Here is a 24,049-nt window from a genome sequence, read left to right as displayed (position 1 = left end):
GATGAATAGTCATTTATACTTGTTACGCTTTTATATTTTGTATCGAAATTGAGTTTTTTGTTGTTTAGATAGTCACTATCACGAATAAATTAAGCGGTTTCAAAGGAGATACAATATGTCTGAAGTAGTCTTCTGTAAAAATTATCTGTCTTTTGCTAACACCAAACATTATTTAATTTTTTTTTTAATTCGCATTAATCAATTTTATTGTTCTTCTATTACTATTAAATCAGTTTCTGCAATTGTTGTTTATTGGTTATTTGTGCATAGTAGTCCTGTCAATGCATTATCGGCTTCGACTGAAAATGCTATTCATGGTCATGCGCCTTATTTAACGTTTGACAATGGAAAAACTAAAGCGGTAAGTGTTGAAGGGTTACTGGGTTTACAGCTATCTGACGGTCGTAGTTTTATTGCTGCTGGTGGGCAAAGTGATTTGTATCCCAATGCTATTATCGATGATTCAAGCCAAGAATCACCCATTGATTTGTTGAGTGATGATGATACATTTTTGAGCATTAAAACCTTGGTACCGTTAGTCAATAATAGTAGTTATCCAAGTATTTCATTGAGTAATCTTATTACATCGTCTGATAATTATTGGGGAGATGAAGATGGTGATGCATCACCAAATGCAACCGGTAATTTGATGGTTAAATGGTTAGATGCCAATAACAACGATATTACTACGCAAGTCAAAAATAACCCCAATGCTCAATTAACCGGATGCGATTCCCCTTATAAGTTAACGATTACGTCTAATGGTGGTCAATTATTTACCCAATATGGTATACCTAATGTGACAGATTTTAGTGGTGCTAAGCATACCTATTATTTTAATCGTAAAATTGATACGCCGTATGTATGTTATGTTCAACCCAATGTTTGGTATGATGGACGTCATTATCCTGATGCAGATGGTCCTGATTGGATCAGAAGCCGAGGATTTAAAGTGCAAGATATCAGTAATCCGGATTTAAATTTTCCCACGACAGGTTTAAATGGTCTAAATTTTTATTTGATATTAGGCGGGGTTACACCTGAACAAGTCATCACTGCAAATACTCAAGATGGTCAAACTGTTTATCCTGTCAACGGTGGGAATAAAGTCACCATTTCATTAAAATCCGAACAAACACCAGGTTGGGATAATTCACCCAAAGTGTTAGCATTAAAAGTGGTTTTAAATGGTCCGAATGAAAATTCCACTGATACTTCATTTAGCCCTGTTCTGTTTAAGATTTATGCAGACAGTGAACGAAAGCAATTATTATACAGTTTTAATATTGATAGATGGTATATCGCCAGTTCAAATGATGCAACATCTAATGATGATGTTCAGCGCTTTTGTGACAATTTGGGTAATGGTTATCGATTTCCGAAAGTCAATGATTTAACTAACGCTAATGGCAAAGGTTGGCATGGCGGAATTAATGGTCGCAATATTAATAATTATCGTCGGCAAATAAGCTTTAAAGATGCAAGTGGTAAATGGATTGGTGGCATTTTTAATGAATGGGGATCTTCTTATCAACTTTATTATCCAACAAGTGATTGGCATACTTCAACGCAATCCTACTATTGGGCATTATCCGATGATGCCAGCATACAATATGCGGTTGGTTCTGATGTGGGTGATATCGATTCAGATTCTACAGCAGGTAAAATGGTTTGTGTTAATCCTTAATTTAAAAAATAATTATAAAAATAATTTTAATATTCATAGCGCTAAACATATAGCTTAAAGGCGCTGATTAAATAGCACATTATGTATCTTTTCTACACGATTTAGTAATTATAAAATAATCGCGATTAATTTAAAGTTAAATTAAATATAGGTAGGGAAGATAAAATGAACGGAAATGAAAAAACAGCATTGATTGAACAACTGCAAACTATTGTTGGCAAAAAATATACGTTAACAAACCCTAATCGGACGTTGCCTTATCGTCAAGGTATTCGTTTTGGTGAAGGTGATGCATTAGCAGTTGTATTACCTGGCACATTAGTTGAGCAATGGCAAATATTAAAAGCATGTGTTGCCGCTGATGTGATTGTTATTACGCAATCGGCCAATACTGGCTTAACAGGGGGGTCAACCCCAGATGGCAATGATTATGATAGACCGGTTGTAATTGTGAGTACTCGCCGTTTAGAAGGTATTCAAGTTATTGAAAATGGTGAGCAGGTTGTTTGTTTACCGGGAAGTACATTATTCCGTTTGGAAAAAGAGTTAAAAAAATATAATCGAGGACCGCATTCAGTTATTGGTTCATCATGTATTGGTGCATCTGTCATGGGTGGGGTATGTAATAACTCTGGTGGTTCCCTGATTCAACGTGGTCCTGCTTATACCCAAATGGCTGTGTTTGCACAATTGGATGCGCAAGGACAATTACATCTTGTTAACCACTTGGGCATTGAACTGGGTGATGAGCCAGAAACCATTTTACGGAATCTAGAAAATCATACCTATACTGAAAAAGATATTAATCGTGATGCGGGCTTAGGTCATGATCATCATTATTGCGATCATGTTCGTGAAGTTGATGCCGATACACCTGCACGTTTTAATGCTGATCCAGCTCGCCATTATGAAGCTTCGGGCAGTGCAGGTCGCTTAATGGTTTTTGCCGTGCGTCTTGATACATTTCCATTAGAGAAGAAATCAGAAGTATTTTATATTGGTACTAATGACATTAATGAGTTAAATGATATCCGTCGTCATATTTTAAGTCAGTTTAAAACATTACCGGTATCAGGCGAATATATGCATCGAGTCGCATTTGATATTGCTGCGGTTTATGGCAAACCGACTTTTTTAGCTATTCAAAAATTAGGTACTGATACCATACCTCGCCTTTTTGCTTTTAAAAACTTTGTTGATCGTGTTACAGGTAAAATTCCATTCTTTCCGAAAAACTTTTCAGATCGTTTTTCAATTTTTGTTGCTAAATTTTTACCTAATCACTTACCGAAAACCATTCGAGACTACCGTGATCGCTATGAACATCATTTGATTTTAAAAATGGCAGATGACGGGATAGCCGAAGCTGAAGCATTTTTGAAATCGTATTTCCAAAATAAAAACGGAAGTTATTTTTTGTGTAATGCTAAAGAGGCTCAAGCAGCAATGTTACATCGTTTTGCAGCGGCAGGTGCAGCGACATCTTATCGAAATGTCCATAGTAAAACAGTGGAAAACATTGTAGCGTTAGATATTGCTTTGCGTCGTAATGATACAGATTGGTTTGAAACTTTGCCAAAAGACATTGATCAAAACTTTATCTATAAAATGTATTATGGGCATTTTTTCTGTTATGTCTTTCATCAAGACTATATTGCTAAAAAAGGCACAGATTGTGATAAAGTGAAGGAACAAATTTTAGCTTTACTTGATCAGCGAGGGGCACAATACCCAGCAGAGCACAATGTTGGTCACCTGTATCATGCTAATGCCGATTTGAAAAAATTCTATCAAGAGCTTGATCCGACTAATAGCCTCAATCCTGGTATTGGTAAAACTTCTAAGAAAAAATATTGGAAGTAACCCAATCTAAGCAATTGCCAGCTGATATAAGCTGGCAAAGCTCAGATGAAGATAATTTAATGCAAAATGATCAACTTTAGTCGCTTTAACTTAATCGGTTGGCAAGGTGAGATTATCAATATTAGGGGTGATCAAACAGATAATAATTATTTTATATTCTGTGATGAGTGAAGCTATATAAACAACTAGATAGATAATAAAAAGGGCAAGTTAGCCCTTTTTAATTTAAGAGCGCCAGTGTTAAAGCATTTTCTTTAATTGATACAACATCTCTAATGCTTGTTTTGGTGATAAGGCATCAGGATCGATGTGTTTCAGCGCTTGTTCAATTTCAGAAGGTTCACTTTCCGTCACAAAGCTAAGCTGCGATTGGTCAACATGGCTCTTTGCCGCTTGCTTCGAAATGACTTCGAGCTCTTTTAGCTTTTGTTTGGCGCGTTTTAATACTTGTTTTGGTACGCCAGCTAATCCGGCCACCGCAATACCAAAACTTTTACTGGCAGCACCTTCAGATACTTCGTGGATAAAGGCAACCGTGTTGTCATGTTCAATGGCATCAAAATGAATGTTATAAACGCCTTGCATATGCTCAGGCAACTGCGTTAACTCAAAGTAATGGGTAGCAAAGAGTGTCATCGCTTTGATTTGGTTTGCTAAGTTTTCAGCACATGCCCAAGCTAAGGACAATCCGTCATAAGTTGAGGTGCCACGTCCAATCTCGTCCATTAGTACAAGGCTTTGTTCAGTGGCATTGTGCATTATGTTAGCGGTTTCAGTCATTTCGACCATAAATGTTGAACGCCCCGACGCTAGATCATCCGATGCACCAATTCGGGTAAAGATGCGATCAACCGGTCCAATAATGGTTTTTGATGCTGGCACAAAACTACCTATGTAGCTCAGTAAAACAATTAATGCAGCTTGGCGCATATACGTGCTTTTACCACCCATATTTGGACCGGTGATAATGAGCAATCTTCTATCAGGGGAAAGCCGTAATGAATTAGCAATAAATGGCGTTTGCAATACTTGTTCTATAACGATATGGCGACCATTGATAATTTCAATACCTGCTTTTTCAGAAAATGTAGGGCATTGATAATTAAGCGTTAAAGCTCGTTCAGCTAAATTCGTTAAGACATCAAGTTCAGCGATAGCATCGGCACTAAGTTGCATTTCGGCAAGCTGTGGCATAAGTAAATCAAACAATTGATCATATAACTGTTTTTCAAGGGCTAGTGCACGACCTTTTGAGGTGAGGACTTTATCCTCATACTCTTTAAGCTCAGGAATAATGTACCGTTCAACATTTTTGAGCGTTTGGCGTCGGGTATAGTGAATTGGTGCTAAATGGCTTTGTCCTCGACTAATTTGAATATAGTAGCCATGTACAGCATTAAATCCGACTTTCAGTGTGTCGATACCTAAAGTTTCACGCTCGCGAATTTCCAGTTGTTCCAGATAATTTGTTGCACCATCTGCAAGATTGCGTAGTTCGTCAAGTTCGGCATTGTAACCGCTGGCAATGACCCCTCCATCACGAATAATGACAGGTGGCGTTTGGACAATTGCTCGCGTTAAAATAGATGCAATGTGATCAAATTGATTGATTTTAGCTCGCAAAGCAATTAAAGCTGGCGTATTCATTTGGCTTAATAACTGTTGCATTTGCGGCAGTAAGTTATAAGCATCACGCAAACGGGCAAAATCACGTGGGCGAGCTGTTCGTAGTGCAAGCCGCGCTAAAATACGCTCAAGGTCGCCAATGAGTTTTAATAATGGCTGAATATCATCAATATGATTTTGTAATTCACTGATTGCTTGTTGACGGTGTTGTAATACGTTTACGTCACGAATTGGGGCATGCAACCAGCGTTTTAACATGCGGCTACCCATTGGGGTTTGGGTTTTATCTAAAATTTCAGCCACTGTATTTTGTGTGCCACCCGATAAATTTTCAGTGATTTCTAGGTTGCGCCGCGTTGCCGCGTCGAGTACCACAAAGTCGAAAGCTGATTGTTTGATGATTGAACGAATATGTGGTAGCGCGGTGCGCTGCGTATCTTTCACATATTGCAGTAAACAGCCAGCTGCGCTAAGTGCATAAAGGCAATCTTCCACGCCAAATCCAACTAAATCATTGGTACCAAATTGCAAGTTAAGCTGCTGTTTAGCGGTTTCAAGATCAAAATCCCACAATGGGCGACGTCTTAACCCATGACGATGTTCAATTAATGACATGGATTGAAACTCTTCCGGATAAAGAAGTTCAACTGGATTGGTGCGTTGTAATTCAGCTTGTATTGATTCGTAACTATCAGTTTCAAAGATAAAAAACCGCCCAGAACTTATATCGAGCGTGGCATAACCATAGTGGTTTTTTGATTGCCATATTGATGCTAATAAATTATCTTTACGATCTTCTAATAATAATTCATCGCTGACCGTACCCGGCGTTATAATACGAACAATTTTGCGCTCGACAGGACCTTTACTCGTTGCAGGATCCCCGATTTGTTCACAAATCGCAACCGATTCACCAAGCGAAATTAACTTTGCTAAATAACTCTCAACTGCATGATAAGGTACTCCGGCCATCGGAATCGGCTCGCCATTAGACGAACCACGTTTAGTTAACGATATATCAAGTAATTGCGAAGCTCGTTTAGCATCATCATAAAACATCTCATAAAAATCACCCATACGATAAAATAGCAAAATATCCGGATTTTCCGCTTTTAGTCTGAGGTACTGCCGCATCATTGGGGTGTGTTCAGTAAAGTTTTCTTGTTCGGTCATTGTATTAATTCTTACTAAATTAGCTCATTATTTATTCAACATTAATTTATTATAGCGAAATATTAGGATTTGTCGGAGTATTTATTTTAAGAGGTTGAAATAAATGTAAGTTTTATTTTTTATCTATCTACTTTGATAATCAAGTTGGGTATGACTGTTTGTTACACGCTTTTGATTTTATTTATGATTAGTTATAGCTATTAATTGCGTAATAAACAATTTAATTAAATCGTGCCTTATTGTGTTTAATGATCTTGAATAACCTATTAAAATTTGATAGTTTACTTGCAGTTATTTTTATCGTTTAACACAAAAGAAGGTAATTGTTATGACAATCAAAGTAGGTATTAATGGTTTTGGCCGTATTGGTCGTATTGTTTTCCGTGCTGCTCAAAAACGTTCTGACATCGAAATCGTTGCAATCAATGATTTATTAGATGTTGAATATATGGCTTATATGCTTAAATATGATTCAACTCATGGACGTTTTGATGGTAAAGTTGAAGTTAAAGACGGAAAACTAATCGTTAATGGTAAAACAATCCGTGTTACTGCTGAAAAAGATCCAGCAAACTTAAAATGGAATGAAGTGGGTGTTGATGTTGTTGCTGAAGCAACTGGTTTATTCTTAACTGACGAAACTGCGCGTAAACATATCCAAGCAGGAGCAAAAAAAGTCGTATTAACTGGTCCATCTAAAGATAGTACGCCTATGTTTGTAATGGGTGTTAATGATAAAGATTATGCAGGTCAAGATATCGTATCTAATGCTTCATGTACAACTAACTGTTTAGCACCTTTAGCGAAAGTTGTTAATGATAACTTCGGTATTGTTGAAGCATTAATGACAACTGTTCACGCAACAACAGCAACTCAAAAAACTGTTGATGGTCCATCTCACAAAGATTGGCGTGGTGGTCGTGGTGCTGCACAAAACATCATCCCATCTTCAACTGGTGCTGCTAAAGCTGTAGGTAAAGTTATTCCTGAATTAAATGGTAAATTAACAGGTATGGCTTTCCGTGTTCCAACTCCAGATGTTTCTGTTGTTGATTTAACTGCGCGTTTAGCAAAACCTGCTAAATACGAAGATATCTGTAAAGCAATCAAAGCTGCTGCTGAAGGCCCAATGAAGGGTGTGCTTGGCTATACAGAAGATGATGTAGTTTCAACTGACTTCTTAGGTGAAGTTTGTACTTCAGTATTCGATGCTAAAGCAGGTATTCAATTAAGTGATACTTTTGTTAAACTTGTTTCTTGGTATGATAATGAAGTTGGTTATTCAAACAAAGTATTAGACTTAATTGCTGTTGTTTCTAAAAAATAAGTCATTTTTGTGTCATATTAGAAAGGCAACCATATGGTTGCCTTTTTTTGTAATTAAAATAGTCAATGATGATTACGCGATAAATAAAAAAGCCCATTTTCGCAAATGGGCTTTTTACTTAGACTAATTAACGAATTAATTAGCTATTAAATAACGACAACATCAGCTGCAGCTGGTCCGCGAGGGCTATCTTGGATTGCAAATTCAACTTGTTGTCCTTCAGCTAAAGTTTTGAATCCGTCACCGGAAATAGCTGAGAAATGGACAAAGACGTCTTTGCTTCCATCGGTAGGGGTAATAAAACCAAAACCTTTACTCTCGTTAAACCATTTGACTTGGCCTGTTTTCTTATTCATTTACTAGACATCCTAACAATAATTAATAATTTGCCTTTACGGCTCGCATAGACTTAAACTTAGTATAGATTATGTAATTCATAACTAAAAAATATAAATAAATTTACATTAAAAAGTTAATCGTTTTCATAATGAATAGCTTTGTTATAAGTCTGTTACTATTACCGCACAAATTATAATCGAAAGCAAGATATTAATGACAATTTTTTCATGTTAGAGTGCAGTTTTTTATAAATTTTTAGTTAAATAAATGTAATTTGATCTAAAACAAATTATTAAATCTTAAAAATTTTATAATTATTTCGAAAGTGAAATTTACAAAAAAAACCAGAGTATCAGAAAAAGATTTCATCACTCTGGTTTAACGGTTACTTTTTTACATCAAATTGTGAAATTAACAGTAATTTTATTTCTTTTTTGCTCTTTCAAAAGATTCTAAAATCTCTTTACGCGCAGAATCGACATTTTCCCAACCGTCAACTTTAACCCATTTACCTTTTTCTAACGCTTTGTATTGTTCAAAAAAGTGTTTAATTTGTGACTTGAGTAGTTCCGGTAAATCGTCAACATCTTTTATATGATCATACTCTTTTGTCAGTTTGGTATGAGGCACCGCAACTAATTTTGCATCAACACCTGACTCATCTGTCATTTTTAGAACGCCAACTGGGCGACAACGAATAACGGCACCGGGTTGTAAAGGGTAAGGCGTTGGGACTAACACATCAACAGGATCACCATCTAAAGATAGTGTATGGTTGATATAACCATAATTACATGGGTAAAACATTGCTGTCGCCATAAAGCGATCGACAAATACAGCACCCGTATCTTTATCAACTTCGTATTTTATTGGTGAAGCATTCGCTGGAATTTCAATTACTACATAAATATCATCTGGTAATTCTTTACCTGCTGGTACATTCAAAAGTCCCATTTTTGTATCCTCTATTATTTATTTGTTAATAATATTGTTTAGTGATAAGTCATAAGCACACATTATAAAAGTTATTCCGTGTCGCTCAATTCTTTTAGATATTGAAAAATCTGTCTGGCTGTTTTCGGAGGCTTGTTCGACGCTAACTCTTTTTTAGCTATACGAGCAAAAGTACGTAGCTGCTGCCTGTCAGCATTTGGATATAAATCCATAATCATTTCAGCATCACCGGTTTCAATCAGTTCATCGCGTAACATTTCAAGTTTATGAAACATCGCGACTTGTTGATTATGGCGGTTTTTGAGTTTATCCAAGGCAAGTGTAATTGGTTCGATATCCCGATTTCTGAGTAATTTACCAATATATTGAATTTGCCTTCTGTAACCCTCTTTTTTGATTTTTTGAGCTAATTCGATGGCATAGAGTAAATCTTCATCAAGGGGGATTTTAGCAAGTTCATTTTTACTTAAATTAACGAGTTCAATACCGAGTTTTTTAAGTTCTTCAGCATCTCTTTTTATTTCACTTTTACTAACGTAGATAATTTCATCTTCGATATCATCGACATTAAAGTTTGCTTCTTCGGTTGTCTTTTGATTTTGATTCATATAATTTCTTTTGTTAACTAAAATGCATTTCTGGCTTATTATAACGTATCACTAGCAGAATTGTAGAAAATAATAAAATGAGTATTGAACAAATTAAAAAAGAGGCAAAAGATCAACAAGCAAACTTGTCGGCTATAGTGGCTGATACTATTGCTAAAGCAAAATCGCGTGTTGATTCAGTTGCAGTGTCAATTAATCAGTCAACCGGTATTAATGTTAGTACCCGTTTAGGTGAACCTGAAACGGTCGAATTTAATAGTGATGGTGCGTTAGCTATTACTGTCTATCAAAATCAGAAAAAGGGGAGCGCTTCTACTAATGATTTATCCCCTAAGGCTATTGCTCAAACTATTGATATGGCGGTTAATATTATGCAATACACTTCACCCGATCCCTACTCAGGATTAGGTGATCGTTCTTTAATGGCATTTAATGCGCCTGATTTGGATCTTTTTTACCCAAGTGATTTGAATGTGGATCGAGCTATTGAGCAAGCAAAGCAAGCGGAACAAGTGGCACTTGCTAATCCAAAAATAAAAAGTAGTGATGGTGGCTATTTTAGTAGTCGTTATGGCATTTACATGTATGGCAATAGTTTAGGAATGTTACAAGGCTATTGTGCGAGTTCGCATTCTCTATCTTGTTCGGTAATTGCAGAACAAAATGGTCAAATGGAGCGTAATTACGCTTATACTTCGTCACGTGATATTAGTGAGCTGAGATCCCCTTCATGGGTAGGCGAACAATCAGCACAACGAACTATTTCACATTTAGGCGCCCAGCAGATAGCCACAATGCAAGCACCTGTCCTATTTTGTCCAGAGGTGGCGGTTGGCTTAATTGGTCATTTAGTTGGTGCAATTAGTGGGGGAGCAATTTATCGTAAGTCCTCATTTTTGTTAGATAGTATTGGCAAATCTGTGTTTCCTTCATGGTTAACTATTTTTGAAGATCCTCACATTCTAAAAGGTGTCGGATCTTCTCCTTTTGACAGTGAGGGAACCCAAACGGTCAAACGTAATATTATTGAGCAAGGCGTATTGCAAACGTATTTACTCGGGAATTATTCAGCCCGAAAATTAGGTTTAAAATCAACGGGGCACGCAGGGGGAATTCATAACTGGTTAATCTCTTCTAGCCAGCCTCGCAGTGATTTCAATGCTATGTTGGCTAAATTAGATAAAGGTGTTGTTGTAACATCATTGATGGGACAAGGTGTCAACAATATTACCGGCGATTATTCTCGAGGCGCAACTGGATTTTGGGTTGAAAATGGTCAAATACAGTATCCAATTAATGAATTTACCATTGCCGGAAATCTTAAAGATATGTATCAAAATATTGTAGCCATTGGTGATGATATTGAAACAAGAACCAATATCCAATGTGGATCGATATTGATTGATAATATGAGTATAGCAGGGAAATAAAAGACATATATGGGAAGAGTCACAAACAGCGCACTAATGCAAAAAATTGCTTTATGGATGCCAGGTTTAAAAAATTTATTACACTATAGGCGTGATTACTTTAGTTTTGATCTTAAAGCGGGTTTGTCAGTTGCAGCTGTTTCTTTACCCGTCTCTATTGCTTATGCTGAACTCACTGGTGTTGGTGCAATTGCTGGATTATATTCAACAATATTACCGTTGATTGTTTATGCACTTTTTGGTTCTTCCAGACAACTTATTGTTGGTCCTGATACTGCAACATGTGCAGTAGTTGCAGCAGTAGTTTTACCACTAGCATCAAATGATCCTATTTTGCGTTGGCAGTTGGTTGTTATATTAACAATTATGATTGGAATATGGTGTATCATTGCCGGCAAATTGCACTTAGGTGCACTGGCTGATTTACTGAGTCAACCGATATTGATTGGTTTACTTAATGGCATTTCAATCACCATAATGGTAGATCAACTCGCCAAGACATTAGGGTTTTCTTATGATTACTCTTACTTAATTGAACGTGTTGTCTATTTACCGTTTAAAATTCCACAAATTCATCTCTTCACAGCATTAATCTCACTGTTTACTTTGGTGATATTGATCGGTTTAAAAAAAATAAAACCGCGTTATCCCGCACCGCTTTTTGCCGTGGTTGTGATGACTTTTTTCTCTTGGTTATTTAATTTTGAATCTCACAATATTCGAATTATTGGCGCAGTGACTGGTGATTTTATCCCCGTTGAATCATGGCTTGATTTTGATAAAGGCTTGATGCGTGATTTAGTTGTGCCATCACTGAATATCGCGATTATTTGTTTTGTCAGTATGATGATAACAGTACGGAGTTTTGCCTCAAAAAATAACTATGAAACTAACGCTGATGTTGAATTTAAAGCCTTAGGTATGGCAAATATTGTGGCAGGATTATCGCAAGGATTTGTGGTTAGTGGTACGTCATCGCGTACGGCGGTTAATGATGCTAATGGTGGCAAAACTCAGTTAGTTTCGATTATTGCAGCTATCATTATTGGTTTTGTTGTCTTGTTTTTATTATCCCCATTAAAATATATTCCAACCTGTGTGTTAGGGGTAATTTTAATTTATTCTTCTATTTCGCTAATTAACTTTCAGACTATTATTCGCTTTTTTAAATTTGATCGTGATGCGTTTTATTTAAGTTTAACCACGCTAGTTTCGGTGTTAGTCATTGGTATTATTCCCGGTATGGCGCTAGCGGTGTTATTAGGTTTATTCTTATTTTTAAGGCGAGTATTTAGGCCTAAAGATCAATTACTTGGGGTTGATGAAAGTGGTCGTATTCATTCTTTAGGAAAAGACGTTAAACCTCTAGATAATACCATTATTTATCGATTTAACTCTCCACTTACTTACTTTAACATCGCTTATTTTAAGCGCAGAATTATCAGTTATATTGACGAAGCACCGCAACCGATAAGTTATGTCATTGTCGATGCTATTCCTTGTTTTACGTATAAAGATGTTAGTGTTTTGTCGGGTATTGAAGAGCTGGTGAAATCGTTGAAAGTCAGAAATGTGATTTTGATACTATCAGGTCGACGAAAAACATTAAAAAACTGGTTTAAACAGATGAATATTAAGTTAGATGAACAGTATATTGAATTTGCTTATGATCTCTATTTTTCAGTTCGGTTAGTACAAAGTAAAGAGCACATGGAAAATAATGAAGATGCTTTAAATCAGTAATAATAAAACCATCTTATAATCATTAATTAGCATGTTAAGGAATATTATGAATCAAATTAGCAAAATGCCTAAAATTGAGATGATTAGCACCGGTGACGAAGTGTTATATGGTCAAATAATTGATACTAATGCTACATGGTTGTCGCAGTTGCTATTTGAAGAAGGTATTACGATCACATCAAGGTATACCGTTGGTGATAATTTAGAACAATTGATTCATACATTCAAGCAGCGTAGCTTAGTTAATGACATTATTATTATTAATGGTGGTTTAGGACCAACAAGCGATGATTTAACCGCCGAAGCTGCTGCTAAAGCTAACAATGAATCACTGACATTAAACCATGATTGGCTACTTAAAATTGAACATTATTTTACTAGTCGTGGCAAAACCATGCCTTCAAGTAATATTAAGCAAGCAATGTTGCCTGAAAGTGCCTCTTTAATTGATAACCCAATCGGCACGGCTTGTGGATTTAAAATGGAAATCAACAACTGTTTGCTATTTTTTACACCCGGTGTACCATCAGAATTTAAAGAAATGGTACAAAACTCAATATTACTCGAGATTACGCAGCGCTTGCCACCCTTTGATAAAAAATTGTGTTATCGATTAACAACAATGGGACGAACTGAAAGTGATCTCGCCACAGAAATTGAAGCTAAAATTGATATTCCAGACGATATTATAATTGGCTATCGTGCCGCAATGCCAATTATTGAATTAAAACTAACAGGACCAGAGTCTCAAAAAGATAAAATAGATGAATTATGGTCTAAAATCAAAGTTATTGTTTCTAGCAATTTTTTATTTGAAGGTGTGTTAAGCCAACAAGATACGTTTGGTTTAGCCCAACTGGTTTCTAGATTATTGCTTGATAAAAATTTGACTATCGCTGTTATTGAACAGCAATCGGCTGGGATTGTTGGCTCACAATTGTTTGAATCAGCTGCACCTTTAGTCAAATCAGAAATTCTACCCTTGTTACTTGAAGATCCAAAATCGTATTGTTTACAGGTCTTAAAACATAATCATGCAAATATTGTGCTTGGACTGGTTAATTTTCGTGAAAAAAATAGCGAATTTACGTTATTAATCGCAACGTCAAAACAGGTTTGGCAATGTAATTTAAAATATACTGGTCGTTTGCAAAATCGACAAACTGAGCGCAAAATTTTTTGTGCGATTGCTTTAGATGCTTTACGGCGTTACTTACTAAACATGCCAATAATTGGGCCAAATGTCTGGTTAGAAGTTATCGCCTAATATTATTAGGCATTGACTATAAGAGTGTTTATTTTACATTGTGAAATAATATAAATATGGACAATTCCCCTTAAAATTAAGTACAATAAGCGATCTTTCACATTAGGTAATTTAGTAAAACAAATTAGAGGTAAAAATGGCTCGTGTAACTGTTCAAGATGCAGTAGAAAAAATTGGTAATCGCTTTGATCTAGTTTTAGTTGCAGCAAGACGTGCTCGCCAATTACAAGTTGAAAATAAGTCGCCATTAGTTCCGGAAGAAAACGACAAGGAAACCGTTGTAGCATTACGTGAAATAGAAGATGGTCTTGTCAATAAACAAATTCTTGATAGTGCTGATTTCCAATCTTTACAAGATGAAGAAGCGGAAGTTCGTTCTGCACTTCATGAATCGATTCTGCTCGAAAATACTCCCTCGTACGAATAAGTTTTTTTGAGAATTGCCTATGCAATATTTTGATAGCTTAAAAGAGATTGTTGCATCTTATCTTCCAGCTAAACAAGTTGAAGTGATTCAAAAAGCTTATTTTTTTGCTCAAAAAGCGCATGAAGGGCAATTCCGATGTAGTGGTGAACCGTACATTACTCACCCAGTTGCTGTCGCAACGATTTTAGCGGATATGCGGCTTGATTATGAAACTATCATTGCCGCACTTTTACATGATACCATCGAAGATACCCCCGTCACTTTTCAAGATATAACAAAAGAATTTGGCAAGCATGTCGCTATTTTAGTTGAAGGTGTTTCCAAACTTGATAAGCTAAAATTTCGTAACAGGCAAGAAGCGCAAGCCGAAAATTTTCGCAAAATGGTGTTAGCCATGACCGAAGATGTGCGAGTTATATTGATTAAACTTGCCGATCGTACTCATAACATGCGCACATTAGGTGCATTAAGACCTGACAAACGCAGACGAATTGCGAAAGAAACATTAGAAATTTATGCACCCTTAGCGCATCGATTGGGAATCCATCATATTAAGACCGAGTTGGAAATCCTAGGCTTTACTGCTATGCACCCCAATAGAGCGAAAGTGTTAGAAAAAGTTGTGAAAGCAGCGCGAGGTACTCGAAAAGAATTAATCCAACAAATCTTATCAGAGATTAGAGGCCGTTTGGCTGAAGCCAATATTGAAGCTGAAGTTGAAGGACTTGAAAAAAATATCTATGTCATTTATCAAAAAATGCAAATGCGTGAACAACACTTTCACTCTATCATGGATATTTATATCTTTCGGATTGTGGTTAAAGATGTCGATGCTTGCTACCGTGCACTCGGTTTGGTACACAATTTATATAAACCAAGACTTAACCGCTTCAAAGACTATATCGCTATTCCAAAAGCAAATGGCTATCAATCTTTACATTCATCATTAATTGGTCCACATGGTACTCCCGTTGAAGTGCAAATACGCACAGAGGATATGGATCAAATGGCCGAAATGGGGGTCGCTGCGCACTGGGTATATAACGAAAATGATGAGCTCAATCACACCACTACTCAAATTAAAGCTCAACGTTGGATGCAAAGTTTATTAGAATTACAACAAAGCGTGGGTAACTCTTTTGAATTCATAGAAAACGTTAAATCCGATCTTTTTCCTAAAGAAATCTATGTCTTTACGCCTAAAGGTCGTATTGTTCAATTACCAGAGGGTTCAACAGCAGTTGATTTAGCCTATGCTGTTCATTCCGATATAGGTTATCAATGCATTGGTGCGATTGTTGACCGTAAGCCATTCCCGCTTTCTCAGCCATTAAGTAATGGGCAAACAGTTGAGATTATTACTTCTCCTGAAGGTCGTCCTAATGCGAATTGGTTAAATTTTGTTGTCAGTGCGAAAGCACGATCTCGTATTCGCCAAGCTTTAAAAACATTAAAGCGTGAAGATGCTATCGAATTAGGTCGGCGTTTGCTCAATCTCTCTTTGATTAAAACCGGTGGCATTGATGAGCTTTCGCAAAAACAGATTGCAAGAATTGTTGAATTAACAAAATTACCGACTTTTGATGATGTACTGGCTGAAATTGGTTTAGGTAATGTGATGAGTCACTTTATTGTTAAAGGCTTAGAACATAAGGCATTACTGAATAATCACTCAGAGGCGAATAAGACATTAGTCATCACAGGTAGTGAAGGTGTACTTGTAACATTTTCGAAATGTTGCCATCCCATTCCAAATGATCCTATTATTGGGCATGTTAGTGCCGAAAAAGGATTAACTGTACATCATGAATCTTGTCGTAATATTACTGGCTATCAAAATAATCCTGAAAAATATATTCCCTTAAGGTGGGCGCCAAATATTGAACAGCTCTTTGTTGCTGAAATTTGGGTTGATATTCTCAATAATCAAGGCTCATTAGGTCATGTTTTGTCTATCATTAATGATGAACAAGCTCATCTTCAATGGTTGAATACTGAAGAAAAAGATCGACAAATTTATACGATTATTCTACAAATTGAAGTAAAAAATGTTCAACAACTTAATGAACTGATGCGTAAGTTATCGCTACAGCAAGATGTGGTAAGTGTGACTCGCAATGTCAATTAGTTATTATGGCTAACCGTTTTTTAAACCATATTCCGTTAATTAAATTAGCCGGTATTGGCGAAAGTTTAGAAAAAAAATTTCATACACTCGGTATTCAAACCATTCAGGATTTATTATTACACTTTCCGATGCGATACGAAGATCGCACCTCTTGTTGTGCAATTGGCAGCAGTAGCATTGGTGAATACACCACTATCGAAGGTTGTATCATTAAAACGGAAGTGATTTTTCGGCGTAAACAAATGCTAGTTTGTCATATTCAAGATGAGTCAGGAATCGCTATATTGCGATTTATGCATTTTAATGCAGGTATGAAAGCCAGTTTAGCTATCGGCAAATGGGTGAGTGCTTATGGCGAAATCAAAAATGGAAAAACTTATCGTGAAATTATCCACCCACAATATAAAGTCAGAGCGAATCGAGAAGATAATGCATTAATTACCGATCCAACCCAAGAAAGATATACGCCGATTTATCCCACAACTTATGGCTTAACGCAAAATGTGATTCGTAAGTTGATTCAAGCGGCACTGTTATTACTAAAGCGCAACCCACCTGAAGAAATTTTACCTGCGCCACTAGCAAATCAATTTTTGTCAGCTTTTGATTCATTGAATATTATTCATAATCCGCCTATTGATACTGATATTGCTCAGTTATCTAATGGTAATCACCCTGCTATTAAACGATTTATTTTTGAAGAGTTACTTGCTTATCATTTAAGTATGCTCACCTTAAAAACGGATAATCAAAAGCAACAAGCTTATGCTATGCAGGTAAATCAGCACTATATTGAGCCGTTTTTGGCCTCATTACCTTTCAAACCGACCAATGCTCAGCAACGTGTTGTACAAGATATATATCAAGACATGGCAAAATCTATTCCAATGATGCGTTTAATTCAAGGTGATGTCGGTTCTGGAAAGACTTTAGTTGCAGCTTTAGCGGCATTAAATGCGATAGAAAATAATCAACAAGTCGTTTTAATGGCGCCAACCGAAATATTAGCTGAACAACATTATAACAATTTTAAGCAGTGGTTTGAGCCGCTTAATATTAGCGTTGATTGGTTATCTGGTCGTTTAACGGCAAAAAATAAAAAAGATCGGTATGAACGTATCAAAGCCGGCGATATCACCATGCTAATAGGTACACATGCCGTATTTGTTGATAAAGTGGAGTTTGCTAAGTTAGGTCTCGTGATTATTGATGAACAACATCGTTTTGGCGTAAACCAACGGCTAACACTTTGGCAAAAAGGTATTAAAGATCAAATTTACCCACATCAACTGATCATGACCGCTACGCCAATTCCAAGAACGTTAGCCATGACTGTTTATGCCGACTTGGATGTATCAGTGATTGATGAATTACCGCCTGGGCGTACGCCGATTACAACCGTTGTTATTCCTAATTCTCGACGAGAAGAAATTATTGAAAAAGTGAATCAAGCCTGTTTGGATAATCGTCAAGTTTATTGGGTGTGTACGTTAGTGGAAGAATCTGAAACGCTTGATGCACAAGCTGCCGAAATGTTAGTTGAAGAATTACGTGAAAAACTACCACATTTATCAATAGCACTGGTTCATGGCAAAATGAAATCTGATGAAAAGCAATCGGTTATGCAAAACTTTAAAGCCGGTAAAACTCAGCTTTTAGTTGCGACAACCGTTATTGAAGTTGGTGTAGATGTACCCAATGCCAGTTTAATGATTATTGAAAATGCTGAACGGCTTGGGCTTGCACAATTGCATCAATTACGTGGCCGAGTTGGACGTGGGAGTGCAGTGTCTCATTGCGTATTAATGTATCAAGCGCCGTTGAGCAAGGTTGCACAAGCTCGTATGAAGGTGATGCGTGAAAGCAATGATGGTTTTGTGATTGCCCAAAAAGATCTAGAAATTCGAGGAAGTGGCGAGATTTTAGGGACTCGCCAAATGGGTATGGCAAATTTTAAAGTGGTTGATTTAATTCGTGATCAATATTTAATTAGTGAAATACAGAGGGTTTCCTTGCCTTTACTACAAAACTCTCCACAGATGGCTGAGCAACTTATAGCGTGTTGGCTACCTGATCGTCAAAAATATATCAATGCTTAATATTATTACTCTTGTAACTTGTGAAATTAATTGGTTAAAAAGTATTAATCTTGTCATGTTTTTTACTAAGTTAATAAAATTGAGATAAAACTTTTATCAACAAGATCAAGTTGCACATTTTTATTTCAAAAGAGTCATCTCATAAATCGCTTGGTTATATTGATTTATTCTTTTCCTTCTTAATTATAATTTTTGACTACACTTTGTCGTTTGTGCCTTGTTAAGTCGAGATTAATCCCTTAAATAATGTTATGTTTATTTATGCTTTGCACGAATTTGGCTATCGTGTAATATAGTGCTCATTACAAAAATGAAAAAATTGTGAACTTGGTATGAAATCATCGATAAAATTACTCTCATTAGTGCTCGTCATATTAACGTTATTGGGTTGTGGGTTGAAAGGGCCACTTTATATGCCCGCAGAAAAATCAAATGCTTCAATTAACACTCATCTGCTTAATCAAACAGTTTAATGGAATTAATAATGGATTTTTTACATTACGAAAAGGGTCAATTACTAGCCGGTAAGGTCGCAATTTCAGAACTCGCAAAGCAATACGGTACGCCACTTTATGTCTATTCTGCCGAATATATTACACAGCAGTTTTTGGATTACCAAAAGGAGTTGACAGATAGGAAACATTTAATCTGTTATGCGGTAAAAGCCAATAGTTCTCTAGCTGTTTTGCACTTGCTTGTTAAATTAGGCGCAGGGTTTGATATTGTGTCGCAAGGTGAGTTAGAACGCACACTGATAGCGGGAGCGGATCCTAAAAAAATTGTTTTTTCTGGGGTAGCAAAATCCATTAGTGAAATCGAACGTGCGCTTGAAGTTGGCATCAAATGTTTTAATGTTGAATCCGAAGCCGAGCTTTATCGCATTAATGATGTGGCCAAAAAATTAAATAAAATTGCAAACATCTCTTTTAGAATTAATCCCGATGTTGATGCTAAAACCCACCCCTATATCTCAACAGGTTTGCGTGAAAATAAATTTGGTATCAGCCATCAATCCGCATTAGATATTTATCGTAAAGCAACATCGTTAGATCATATTCATATTGTTGGCATTGATTGCCACATTGGTTCACAATTGACTGAAACCTCACCATTTCTTGATGCTGCCGATCGCATATTAGCGATAGTTGATAAACTTAAATCTGAAAATATTCATATTAAACATATTGATTTAGGTGGTGGATTAGGGGTGCGTTATGATCAAGAACAACCGCCTTCAGCATCGTTGATTGTTAGCGAATTGAAGAAAAAATTAGCTAATTATCGTGATCTTGAGCTTTTATTAGAGCCTGGGCGATCAATTGTTGCTAATAGTGGATTATTGATTACGAAAGTTGAATATACCAAACATCAAGATGATAATCATTTTGCTATTGTTGATGCAGGGATGAATGATTTGATTCGCCCCGCGCTTTATCAAGCTTGGATGCGAGTTTTACCTGAAAAAGAACCGAAACCATCCGATCAACGTTTTATCTATAATGTTGTTGGACCGATTTGCGAATCGAGTGATGTATTGGCATATCAGCGAGAGCTTTCAGTGCAACAAGGCGATCTGTTAATTATTTGTAGTGCTGGTGCTTATGGATTTAGTATGGCTTCAAATTATAATAGCCATCCAAGGCCAGCTGAAGTTATGCTGACCGATGAACAACATCACAAACTTATTCGTCAACGTGAATCGTTTGATGATTTATGGCGAGGAGAGACCCTATAATCTTATTTATGGTTAATCAACATCTTAACCAGCGCCTTGTTAATTATCCTAGACTACTTTTTAATGGATAGTGAAAATAAGTAAATAGATAACAATGTTTTTAATAGAAGGTAAGTGACGATGAACTTTTCAAAAATGCATGGACTTGGAAATGATTTTATGGTCATTGATGCGGTAACGCAAAATGTTCATCTTTCAACAGAAATGATAAAACGCCTTGCTGATAGATACACAGGTGTTGGTTTCGATCAGCTTTTACTTGTAGAGCCTCCTTATGCGCCAGATACTGATTTTCATTACCGAATTTTTAATGCAGATGGAAGTGAAGTTCAGCAGTGTGGGAATGGCGCTCGCTGTTTTGCTAGATTTGTTCGCTTAAAAGGTTTAACCAAAAAACGTGTTTTAAAAGTGAGCACGGTAAAAGGGAATATTGTACTAACAGTTAATGATGATGAAACAGTCAGAGTTAATATGGGGCAACCTATTTTTGAACCAAGTAAAGTACCGTTTAAAGCAATAAAAGAAGAAAAAACTTATATTATTCGAGCACAAGAGAACACCGTATTATGTGGCGTGGCTTCAATGGGAAATCCCCATTGTGTGCTACAAGTCGATAATATTCTCACCGCTGAAGTGGCCACACTTGGACCGCTATTAGAACAACATGAACGTTTTCCTGAACGAGCAAATGTCGGATTTATGCATATCATTAATCGCAACAACATTGATTTACGGGTGTTTGAGCGTGGTGTTGGCGAAACACAAGCTTGTGGAACTGGTGCTTGCGCTGCTGTTGCAGTCGGCATTAATCAAGGATTATTGAATAATAAAGTCAATGTAAACTTGCCTGGTGGTAAGCTTTTAATTGAATGGCAGGGAATGAATCAACCACTTTATATGACAGGGCCAGCAACCCATGTCTATGATGGATTTATTGCGATATAACTATAAGATTATTCGTTTTGTAATCATAAATTCGTCATTAAATAAGTTAATAGTTTAAATGGATGCAGTGATTCTCTTTGAGTTTTATTTACACAAATATTATAAATAAGTGATAACAGAGATTAAGCATGGTTGCTAAAATAACACGCGCTCATAAAGCAAAATATACAAGGCGAGTTGCCGACAAGCCTAATTTGAATGATGAAATAGTCAGTCAATATTTGATGGATAATCCCGATTTTTTTATTCGTAATGCTAATCATCTCCAAAGCATGCAGATCCCTCATCCCATTCGTGGTGGTGTTTCATTACCTGAATGGCAAATGGCAAGGCAACGTAATAAAATTGGTCAGTTAGAGTCCGAAATTACCTTATTGATGGAATATGCCAGTAATAATGAATTGCTTTTCAATCAATTTATGGATTTGCAGGGACAATTAATTAAAGCAAACGATCTTAATGATTTAGATAATATATTAAAAAGTTGGGCCAAATCTTTAGGTCTTAGCGGCGCTTATTTATATCTTTTTGATGATAAATGGTTACTCAATGCACCTTCTATTCATCATCACTATGCATTAAATTGCCTACGTTTTGATTTTATAAGAGTTAGGCATTTACAATATAGTCATCAGTATTTGGGCACTTTAAATACTACTGAGCTAGATTTTCTATTGCCAGAACATGGTTATGTCGGTTCAGTTGCTTTATCGTTATTAGGTCAATTTGGCGATTTAGGGTTGCTCATGTTTACCAGTGCCGATCCTCATCATTATCAAGCTGAGCAAGGAACATTGTTATTAGAAAGAATTAGTCTAATATTACCAATATTAATTGAAAAATGGGTCATGCGAAAAAAATAAGGCAGATTATGAATCTTTCATCTCAAAAAAATGTCGATTTATTAACTCAGCCAGTCGAACAGTTTTTAAATTATATCAAATCAGAAAAGCAACTTAGTTTAAATACTCAAATTAATTATAAACGTCAACTCTATGCACTGATTTCATTAGCGCAAGAAATCGAACTGAATAAATGGCAAGATTTAGATTCATCGGCAGTAAGATTATTAATTAGCCGGAGTAAACGCACTGGTTTACAGGCTAGAAGCTTATCTTTAAGATTATCTGCCTTACGAAGTTTTTGTGATTGGATGGTAAAAAATGAACTTATTGTCGCCAATCCTGCACGCGGTGTGTTAAATCCTAAAGTAGGGCAACATTTGCCTAAAAATATTGATATTGATGAGATTAATCAACTCTTGGATATAGAATACAACGATCCGTTGTCAGTACGAGACCGAGCCATGCTTGAGCTTATGTATGGTTCGGGTTTACGACTTTCTGAACTCGTTAATCTTAATTGCCGGCAGTTAAATTTAAATGATGCTGAAATAAAAGTGATGGGAAAGGGCAGCAAAGAGCGTAAATTGCCATTAGGTCGAGAGTCGATAAAATGGATCAAGCATTGGTTATCGATGCGTGATTTTTTAGAACCGCAAGATGATGCTCTGTTCATTTCTAAATTAGGTAAACGCATATCCCCACGCAACGTAGAAAAACGATTTGCACAATGGGGAGTTAAACAAGGTTTAAGCGTTCATGTGCACCCGCATAAATTACGTCACTCATTTGCCACTCATATGTTAGAATCAAGTGGTGATTTAAGAGCTGTACAAGAATTGCTTGGTCACGCTGATTTGTCAACAACACAAGTTTATACGCATTTGGATTTTTCACATTTGGCAGAAGTTTATGATTCTGCACACCCCAGAGCGAAAAGAGGAAGTAAATAATGCATTTTTACCGTTCAATTAATTCTATTAAAGCCATTACTTTCGATCTTGACGATACACTGTATGACAATAGTACAATTGTTGAAAAATCTGAACAAGAAATGATAAAAACGCTGCATATTTGTCCTCAATTACAGAATGTGACTTTAACTGATTTTCATGTCGAAAAAAATGGTGTGTTATCAGCCAATCCAGAAATTTATCACGATGTGATTATTTGGCGAATTGAGACAATTAAATCGCTTTGTATTAAAGCCAAAATTTCAACCGCTAAGATTGCACAGATAGTTGATGATGCAATGACAACGTTTAATTTTTGGCGCCATACAATGAATGTTCCTCAATCTACCCACACTTTATTAGCTTTGTTAGCAACAAAATTTCCTTTAGCTGTGATTACTAATGGAAACGTTGACATTAACAAAATCGGTTTAGGTGACTATTTTCAATTTTCCCTTCGTGGTGGTGCTAATGGTCGTTCTAAGCCTTTTCCTGAAATTTTCAATTTAGCCGCCGATAGGCTAGCGCTACCGGCTGGTAATATTTTACATGTTGGTGATAATTTAATAACTGATGTTAATGGCGCGGTTAATAATGGATTTTTAGGGTGCTGGCTAAATATTTTTGATCAAGATATTTTGCAGCTTACCGATGCAAGATGTTTACCTCATATTGAGATAACACAATTGCCTGAATTAGAGAATCTGATATAATTCTTGCAAAGTCTGTATAAATAGACAGTAAAGCTGACAGTAATTATAAATTACTGTGATTTAAAACCTATCTTTTATCCTATTTGCTTATCGTCTACATACGACATCTAAAAAATAATGAAAGAATGAATAATGTATATAAAATTGATACCGGTTACCGGTTTGTATTATCAAAATGGGTTAATTTATA

The 24,049-nt window shown here is 36.2% G+C and carries 19 protein-coding genes; 15 read left to right on the top strand and 4 right to left on the bottom strand.

Going from position 1 to position 24,049, the window contains the following annotated elements:
* Positions 1-115 precede the first annotated feature (115 nt).
* Both J3U56_RS02970 and dld read left to right on the top strand, forming a co-directional pair.
* Positions 116-1,687, top strand: coding sequence for a hypothetical protein (locus J3U56_RS02970; RefSeq protein ID WP_267366648.1), 1,572 nt, complete (start codon positions 116-118; stop codon positions 1,685-1,687).
* 165 nt (positions 1,688-1,852) lie between these two features.
* Positions 1,853-3,550, top strand: a complete 1,698-nt coding sequence (dld, locus tag J3U56_RS02965; protein WP_267333124.1) for a D-lactate dehydrogenase — start codon at positions 1,853-1,855, stop codon at positions 3,548-3,550.
* A 240-nt stretch (positions 3,551-3,790) separates the two neighbouring features.
* Here the strand turns inward: dld and mutS are convergent, their stop codons facing one another.
* Positions 3,791-6,349: a DNA mismatch repair protein MutS gene (gene mutS / locus J3U56_RS02960; RefSeq protein ID WP_267366646.1), complete on the bottom strand. Its 2,559-nt coding sequence runs from the start codon at positions 6,347-6,349 to the stop codon at positions 3,791-3,793.
* Between the two features lie 328 nt (positions 6,350-6,677).
* On the opposite strand from mutS, the gene gapA reads away from it, so the two are divergent.
* Positions 6,678-7,676, top strand: a complete 999-nt coding sequence (gapA, locus tag J3U56_RS02955; protein ID WP_065633524.1) for a glyceraldehyde-3-phosphate dehydrogenase — start codon at positions 6,678-6,680, stop codon at positions 7,674-7,676.
* Between the two features lie 146 nt (positions 7,677-7,822).
* Here gapA and J3U56_RS02950 read toward each other — a convergent pair whose 3' ends face one another.
* The 3 genes from J3U56_RS02950 to yjgA form a co-directional block, all read right to left on the bottom strand.
* Positions 7,823-8,032, bottom strand: coding sequence for a cold shock domain-containing protein (locus tag J3U56_RS02950; RefSeq protein WP_065633525.1), 210 nt, complete (start codon positions 8,030-8,032; stop codon positions 7,823-7,825).
* 406 nt (positions 8,033-8,438) lie between these two features.
* Positions 8,439-8,969 carry an inorganic diphosphatase gene (ppa, locus tag J3U56_RS02945; protein ID WP_065633526.1) on the bottom strand — a complete coding sequence of 177 codons (531 nt, stop codon included), beginning with the start codon at positions 8,967-8,969 and terminating at the stop codon, positions 8,439-8,441.
* Between the two features lie 71 nt (positions 8,970-9,040).
* Entirely contained in the window at positions 9,041-9,577 is a 537-nt protein-coding gene (yjgA, locus tag J3U56_RS02940) for a ribosome biogenesis factor YjgA (RefSeq protein WP_267333122.1), read from the bottom strand.
* A 77-nt stretch (positions 9,578-9,654) separates the two neighbouring features.
* Between yjgA and pmbA the strand changes: the two genes are divergently transcribed.
* From pmbA to yigB, 12 genes are all read left to right on the top strand, one after another.
* Entirely contained in the window at positions 9,655-11,007 is a 1,353-nt protein-coding gene (pmbA, locus tag J3U56_RS02935) for a metalloprotease PmbA (protein WP_267366644.1), read from the top strand.
* A 9-nt stretch (positions 11,008-11,016) separates the two neighbouring features.
* A complete protein-coding gene (locus tag J3U56_RS02930) occupies positions 11,017-12,750 on the top strand; it encodes a SulP family inorganic anion transporter (protein ID WP_267347978.1) in 1,734 nt (577 codons plus the stop codon).
* A gap of 46 nt (positions 12,751-12,796) precedes the next feature.
* Positions 12,797-14,017, top strand: coding sequence for a CinA family nicotinamide mononucleotide deamidase-related protein (locus J3U56_RS02925; protein ID WP_267366642.1), 1,221 nt, complete (start codon positions 12,797-12,799; stop codon positions 14,015-14,017).
* A 136-nt stretch (positions 14,018-14,153) separates the two neighbouring features.
* Positions 14,154-14,444, top strand: coding sequence for a DNA-directed RNA polymerase subunit omega (gene rpoZ / locus J3U56_RS02920; RefSeq protein WP_267366640.1), 291 nt, complete (start codon positions 14,154-14,156; stop codon positions 14,442-14,444).
* Positions 14,445-14,463: 19 nt separating this feature from the next.
* A complete protein-coding gene (gene spoT / locus J3U56_RS02915; protein ID WP_267333118.1) occupies positions 14,464-16,572 on the top strand; it encodes a bifunctional GTP diphosphokinase/guanosine-3',5'-bis pyrophosphate 3'-pyrophosphohydrolase in 2,109 nt (702 codons plus the stop codon).
* A 5-nt stretch (positions 16,573-16,577) separates the two neighbouring features.
* On the top strand, positions 16,578-18,671 hold the full coding sequence (gene recG, locus J3U56_RS02910; RefSeq protein ID WP_267366638.1) for an ATP-dependent DNA helicase RecG: 2,094 nt from the start codon (positions 16,578-16,580) through the stop codon (positions 18,669-18,671).
* Positions 18,672-19,003: 332 nt separating this feature from the next.
* Positions 19,004-19,144: an LPS translocon maturation chaperone LptM gene (lptM, locus tag J3U56_RS02905; protein ID WP_267366636.1), complete on the top strand. Its 141-nt coding sequence runs from the start codon at positions 19,004-19,006 to the stop codon at positions 19,142-19,144.
* Positions 19,145-19,155: 11 nt separating this feature from the next.
* A complete protein-coding gene (lysA, locus tag J3U56_RS02900) occupies positions 19,156-20,406 on the top strand; it encodes a diaminopimelate decarboxylase (RefSeq protein WP_267366634.1) in 1,251 nt (416 codons plus the stop codon).
* Between the two features lie 120 nt (positions 20,407-20,526).
* Positions 20,527-21,351: a diaminopimelate epimerase gene (gene dapF, locus J3U56_RS02895; RefSeq protein ID WP_267333115.1), complete on the top strand. Its 825-nt coding sequence runs from the start codon at positions 20,527-20,529 to the stop codon at positions 21,349-21,351.
* A 128-nt stretch (positions 21,352-21,479) separates the two neighbouring features.
* Entirely contained in the window at positions 21,480-22,214 is a 735-nt protein-coding gene (locus J3U56_RS02890) for a DUF484 family protein (RefSeq protein WP_081297465.1), read from the top strand.
* 8 nt (positions 22,215-22,222) lie between these two features.
* A complete protein-coding gene (xerC, locus tag J3U56_RS02885) occupies positions 22,223-23,146 on the top strand; it encodes a tyrosine recombinase XerC (RefSeq protein WP_267343822.1) in 924 nt (307 codons plus the stop codon).
* Entirely contained in the window at positions 23,146-23,859 is a 714-nt protein-coding gene (yigB, locus tag J3U56_RS02880; RefSeq protein ID WP_267347976.1) for a 5-amino-6-(5-phospho-D-ribitylamino)uracil phosphatase YigB, read from the top strand. Before xerC ends, yigB begins: the two co-directional genes overlap by 1 nt.
* Positions 23,860-24,049 lie beyond the last annotated feature (190 nt).

Source organism: Gilliamella sp. B2824, assembly GCF_026536245.1.
Taxonomy (GTDB): Bacteria; Pseudomonadota; Gammaproteobacteria; order Enterobacterales; family Orbaceae; genus Gilliamella.
Note: the sequence above shows the minus strand (reverse complement) of the source record. Positions and strands in the feature narration are given on the sequence as shown.

Excerpts from the sequence above, each read along its gene's own strand:
- J3U56_RS02970 (WP_267366648.1), top strand. The coding sequence starts at position 116 with ATGTCTGAAGTAGTCTTCTGTAAAAATTATCTGTCTTTTGCTAACACC.
- dld (WP_267333124.1), top strand. The coding sequence starts at position 1,853 with ATGAACGGAAATGAAAAAACAGCATTGATTGAACAACTGCAAACTATT.
- mutS (WP_267366646.1), bottom strand. The coding sequence starts at position 6,349 with ATGACCGAACAAGAAAACTTTACTGAACACACCCCAATGATGCGGCAG.
- gapA (WP_065633524.1), top strand. The coding sequence starts at position 6,678 with ATGACAATCAAAGTAGGTATTAATGGTTTTGGCCGTATTGGTCGTATT.
- J3U56_RS02950 (WP_065633525.1), bottom strand. The coding sequence starts at position 8,032 with ATGAATAAGAAAACAGGCCAAGTCAAATGGTTTAACGAGAGTAAAGGT.
- ppa (WP_065633526.1), bottom strand. The coding sequence starts at position 8,969 with ATGGGACTTTTGAATGTACCAGCAGGTAAAGAATTACCAGATGATATT.
- yjgA (WP_267333122.1), bottom strand. The coding sequence starts at position 9,577 with ATGAATCAAAATCAAAAGACAACCGAAGAAGCAAACTTTAATGTCGAT.
- pmbA (WP_267366644.1), top strand. The coding sequence starts at position 9,655 with ATGAGTATTGAACAAATTAAAAAAGAGGCAAAAGATCAACAAGCAAAC.
- J3U56_RS02930 (WP_267347978.1), top strand. The coding sequence starts at position 11,017 with ATGGGAAGAGTCACAAACAGCGCACTAATGCAAAAAATTGCTTTATGG.
- J3U56_RS02925 (WP_267366642.1), top strand. The coding sequence starts at position 12,797 with ATGAATCAAATTAGCAAAATGCCTAAAATTGAGATGATTAGCACCGGT.
- rpoZ (WP_267366640.1), top strand. The coding sequence starts at position 14,154 with ATGGCTCGTGTAACTGTTCAAGATGCAGTAGAAAAAATTGGTAATCGC.
- spoT (WP_267333118.1), top strand. The coding sequence starts at position 14,464 with ATGCAATATTTTGATAGCTTAAAAGAGATTGTTGCATCTTATCTTCCA.
- recG (WP_267366638.1), top strand. The coding sequence starts at position 16,578 with ATGGCTAACCGTTTTTTAAACCATATTCCGTTAATTAAATTAGCCGGT.
- lptM (WP_267366636.1), top strand. The coding sequence starts at position 19,004 with ATGAAATCATCGATAAAATTACTCTCATTAGTGCTCGTCATATTAACG.
- lysA (WP_267366634.1), top strand. The coding sequence starts at position 19,156 with ATGGATTTTTTACATTACGAAAAGGGTCAATTACTAGCCGGTAAGGTC.
- dapF (WP_267333115.1), top strand. The coding sequence starts at position 20,527 with ATGAACTTTTCAAAAATGCATGGACTTGGAAATGATTTTATGGTCATT.
- J3U56_RS02890 (WP_081297465.1), top strand. The coding sequence starts at position 21,480 with ATGGTTGCTAAAATAACACGCGCTCATAAAGCAAAATATACAAGGCGA.
- xerC (WP_267343822.1), top strand. The coding sequence starts at position 22,223 with ATGAATCTTTCATCTCAAAAAAATGTCGATTTATTAACTCAGCCAGTC.
- yigB (WP_267347976.1), top strand. The coding sequence starts at position 23,146 with ATGCATTTTTACCGTTCAATTAATTCTATTAAAGCCATTACTTTCGAT.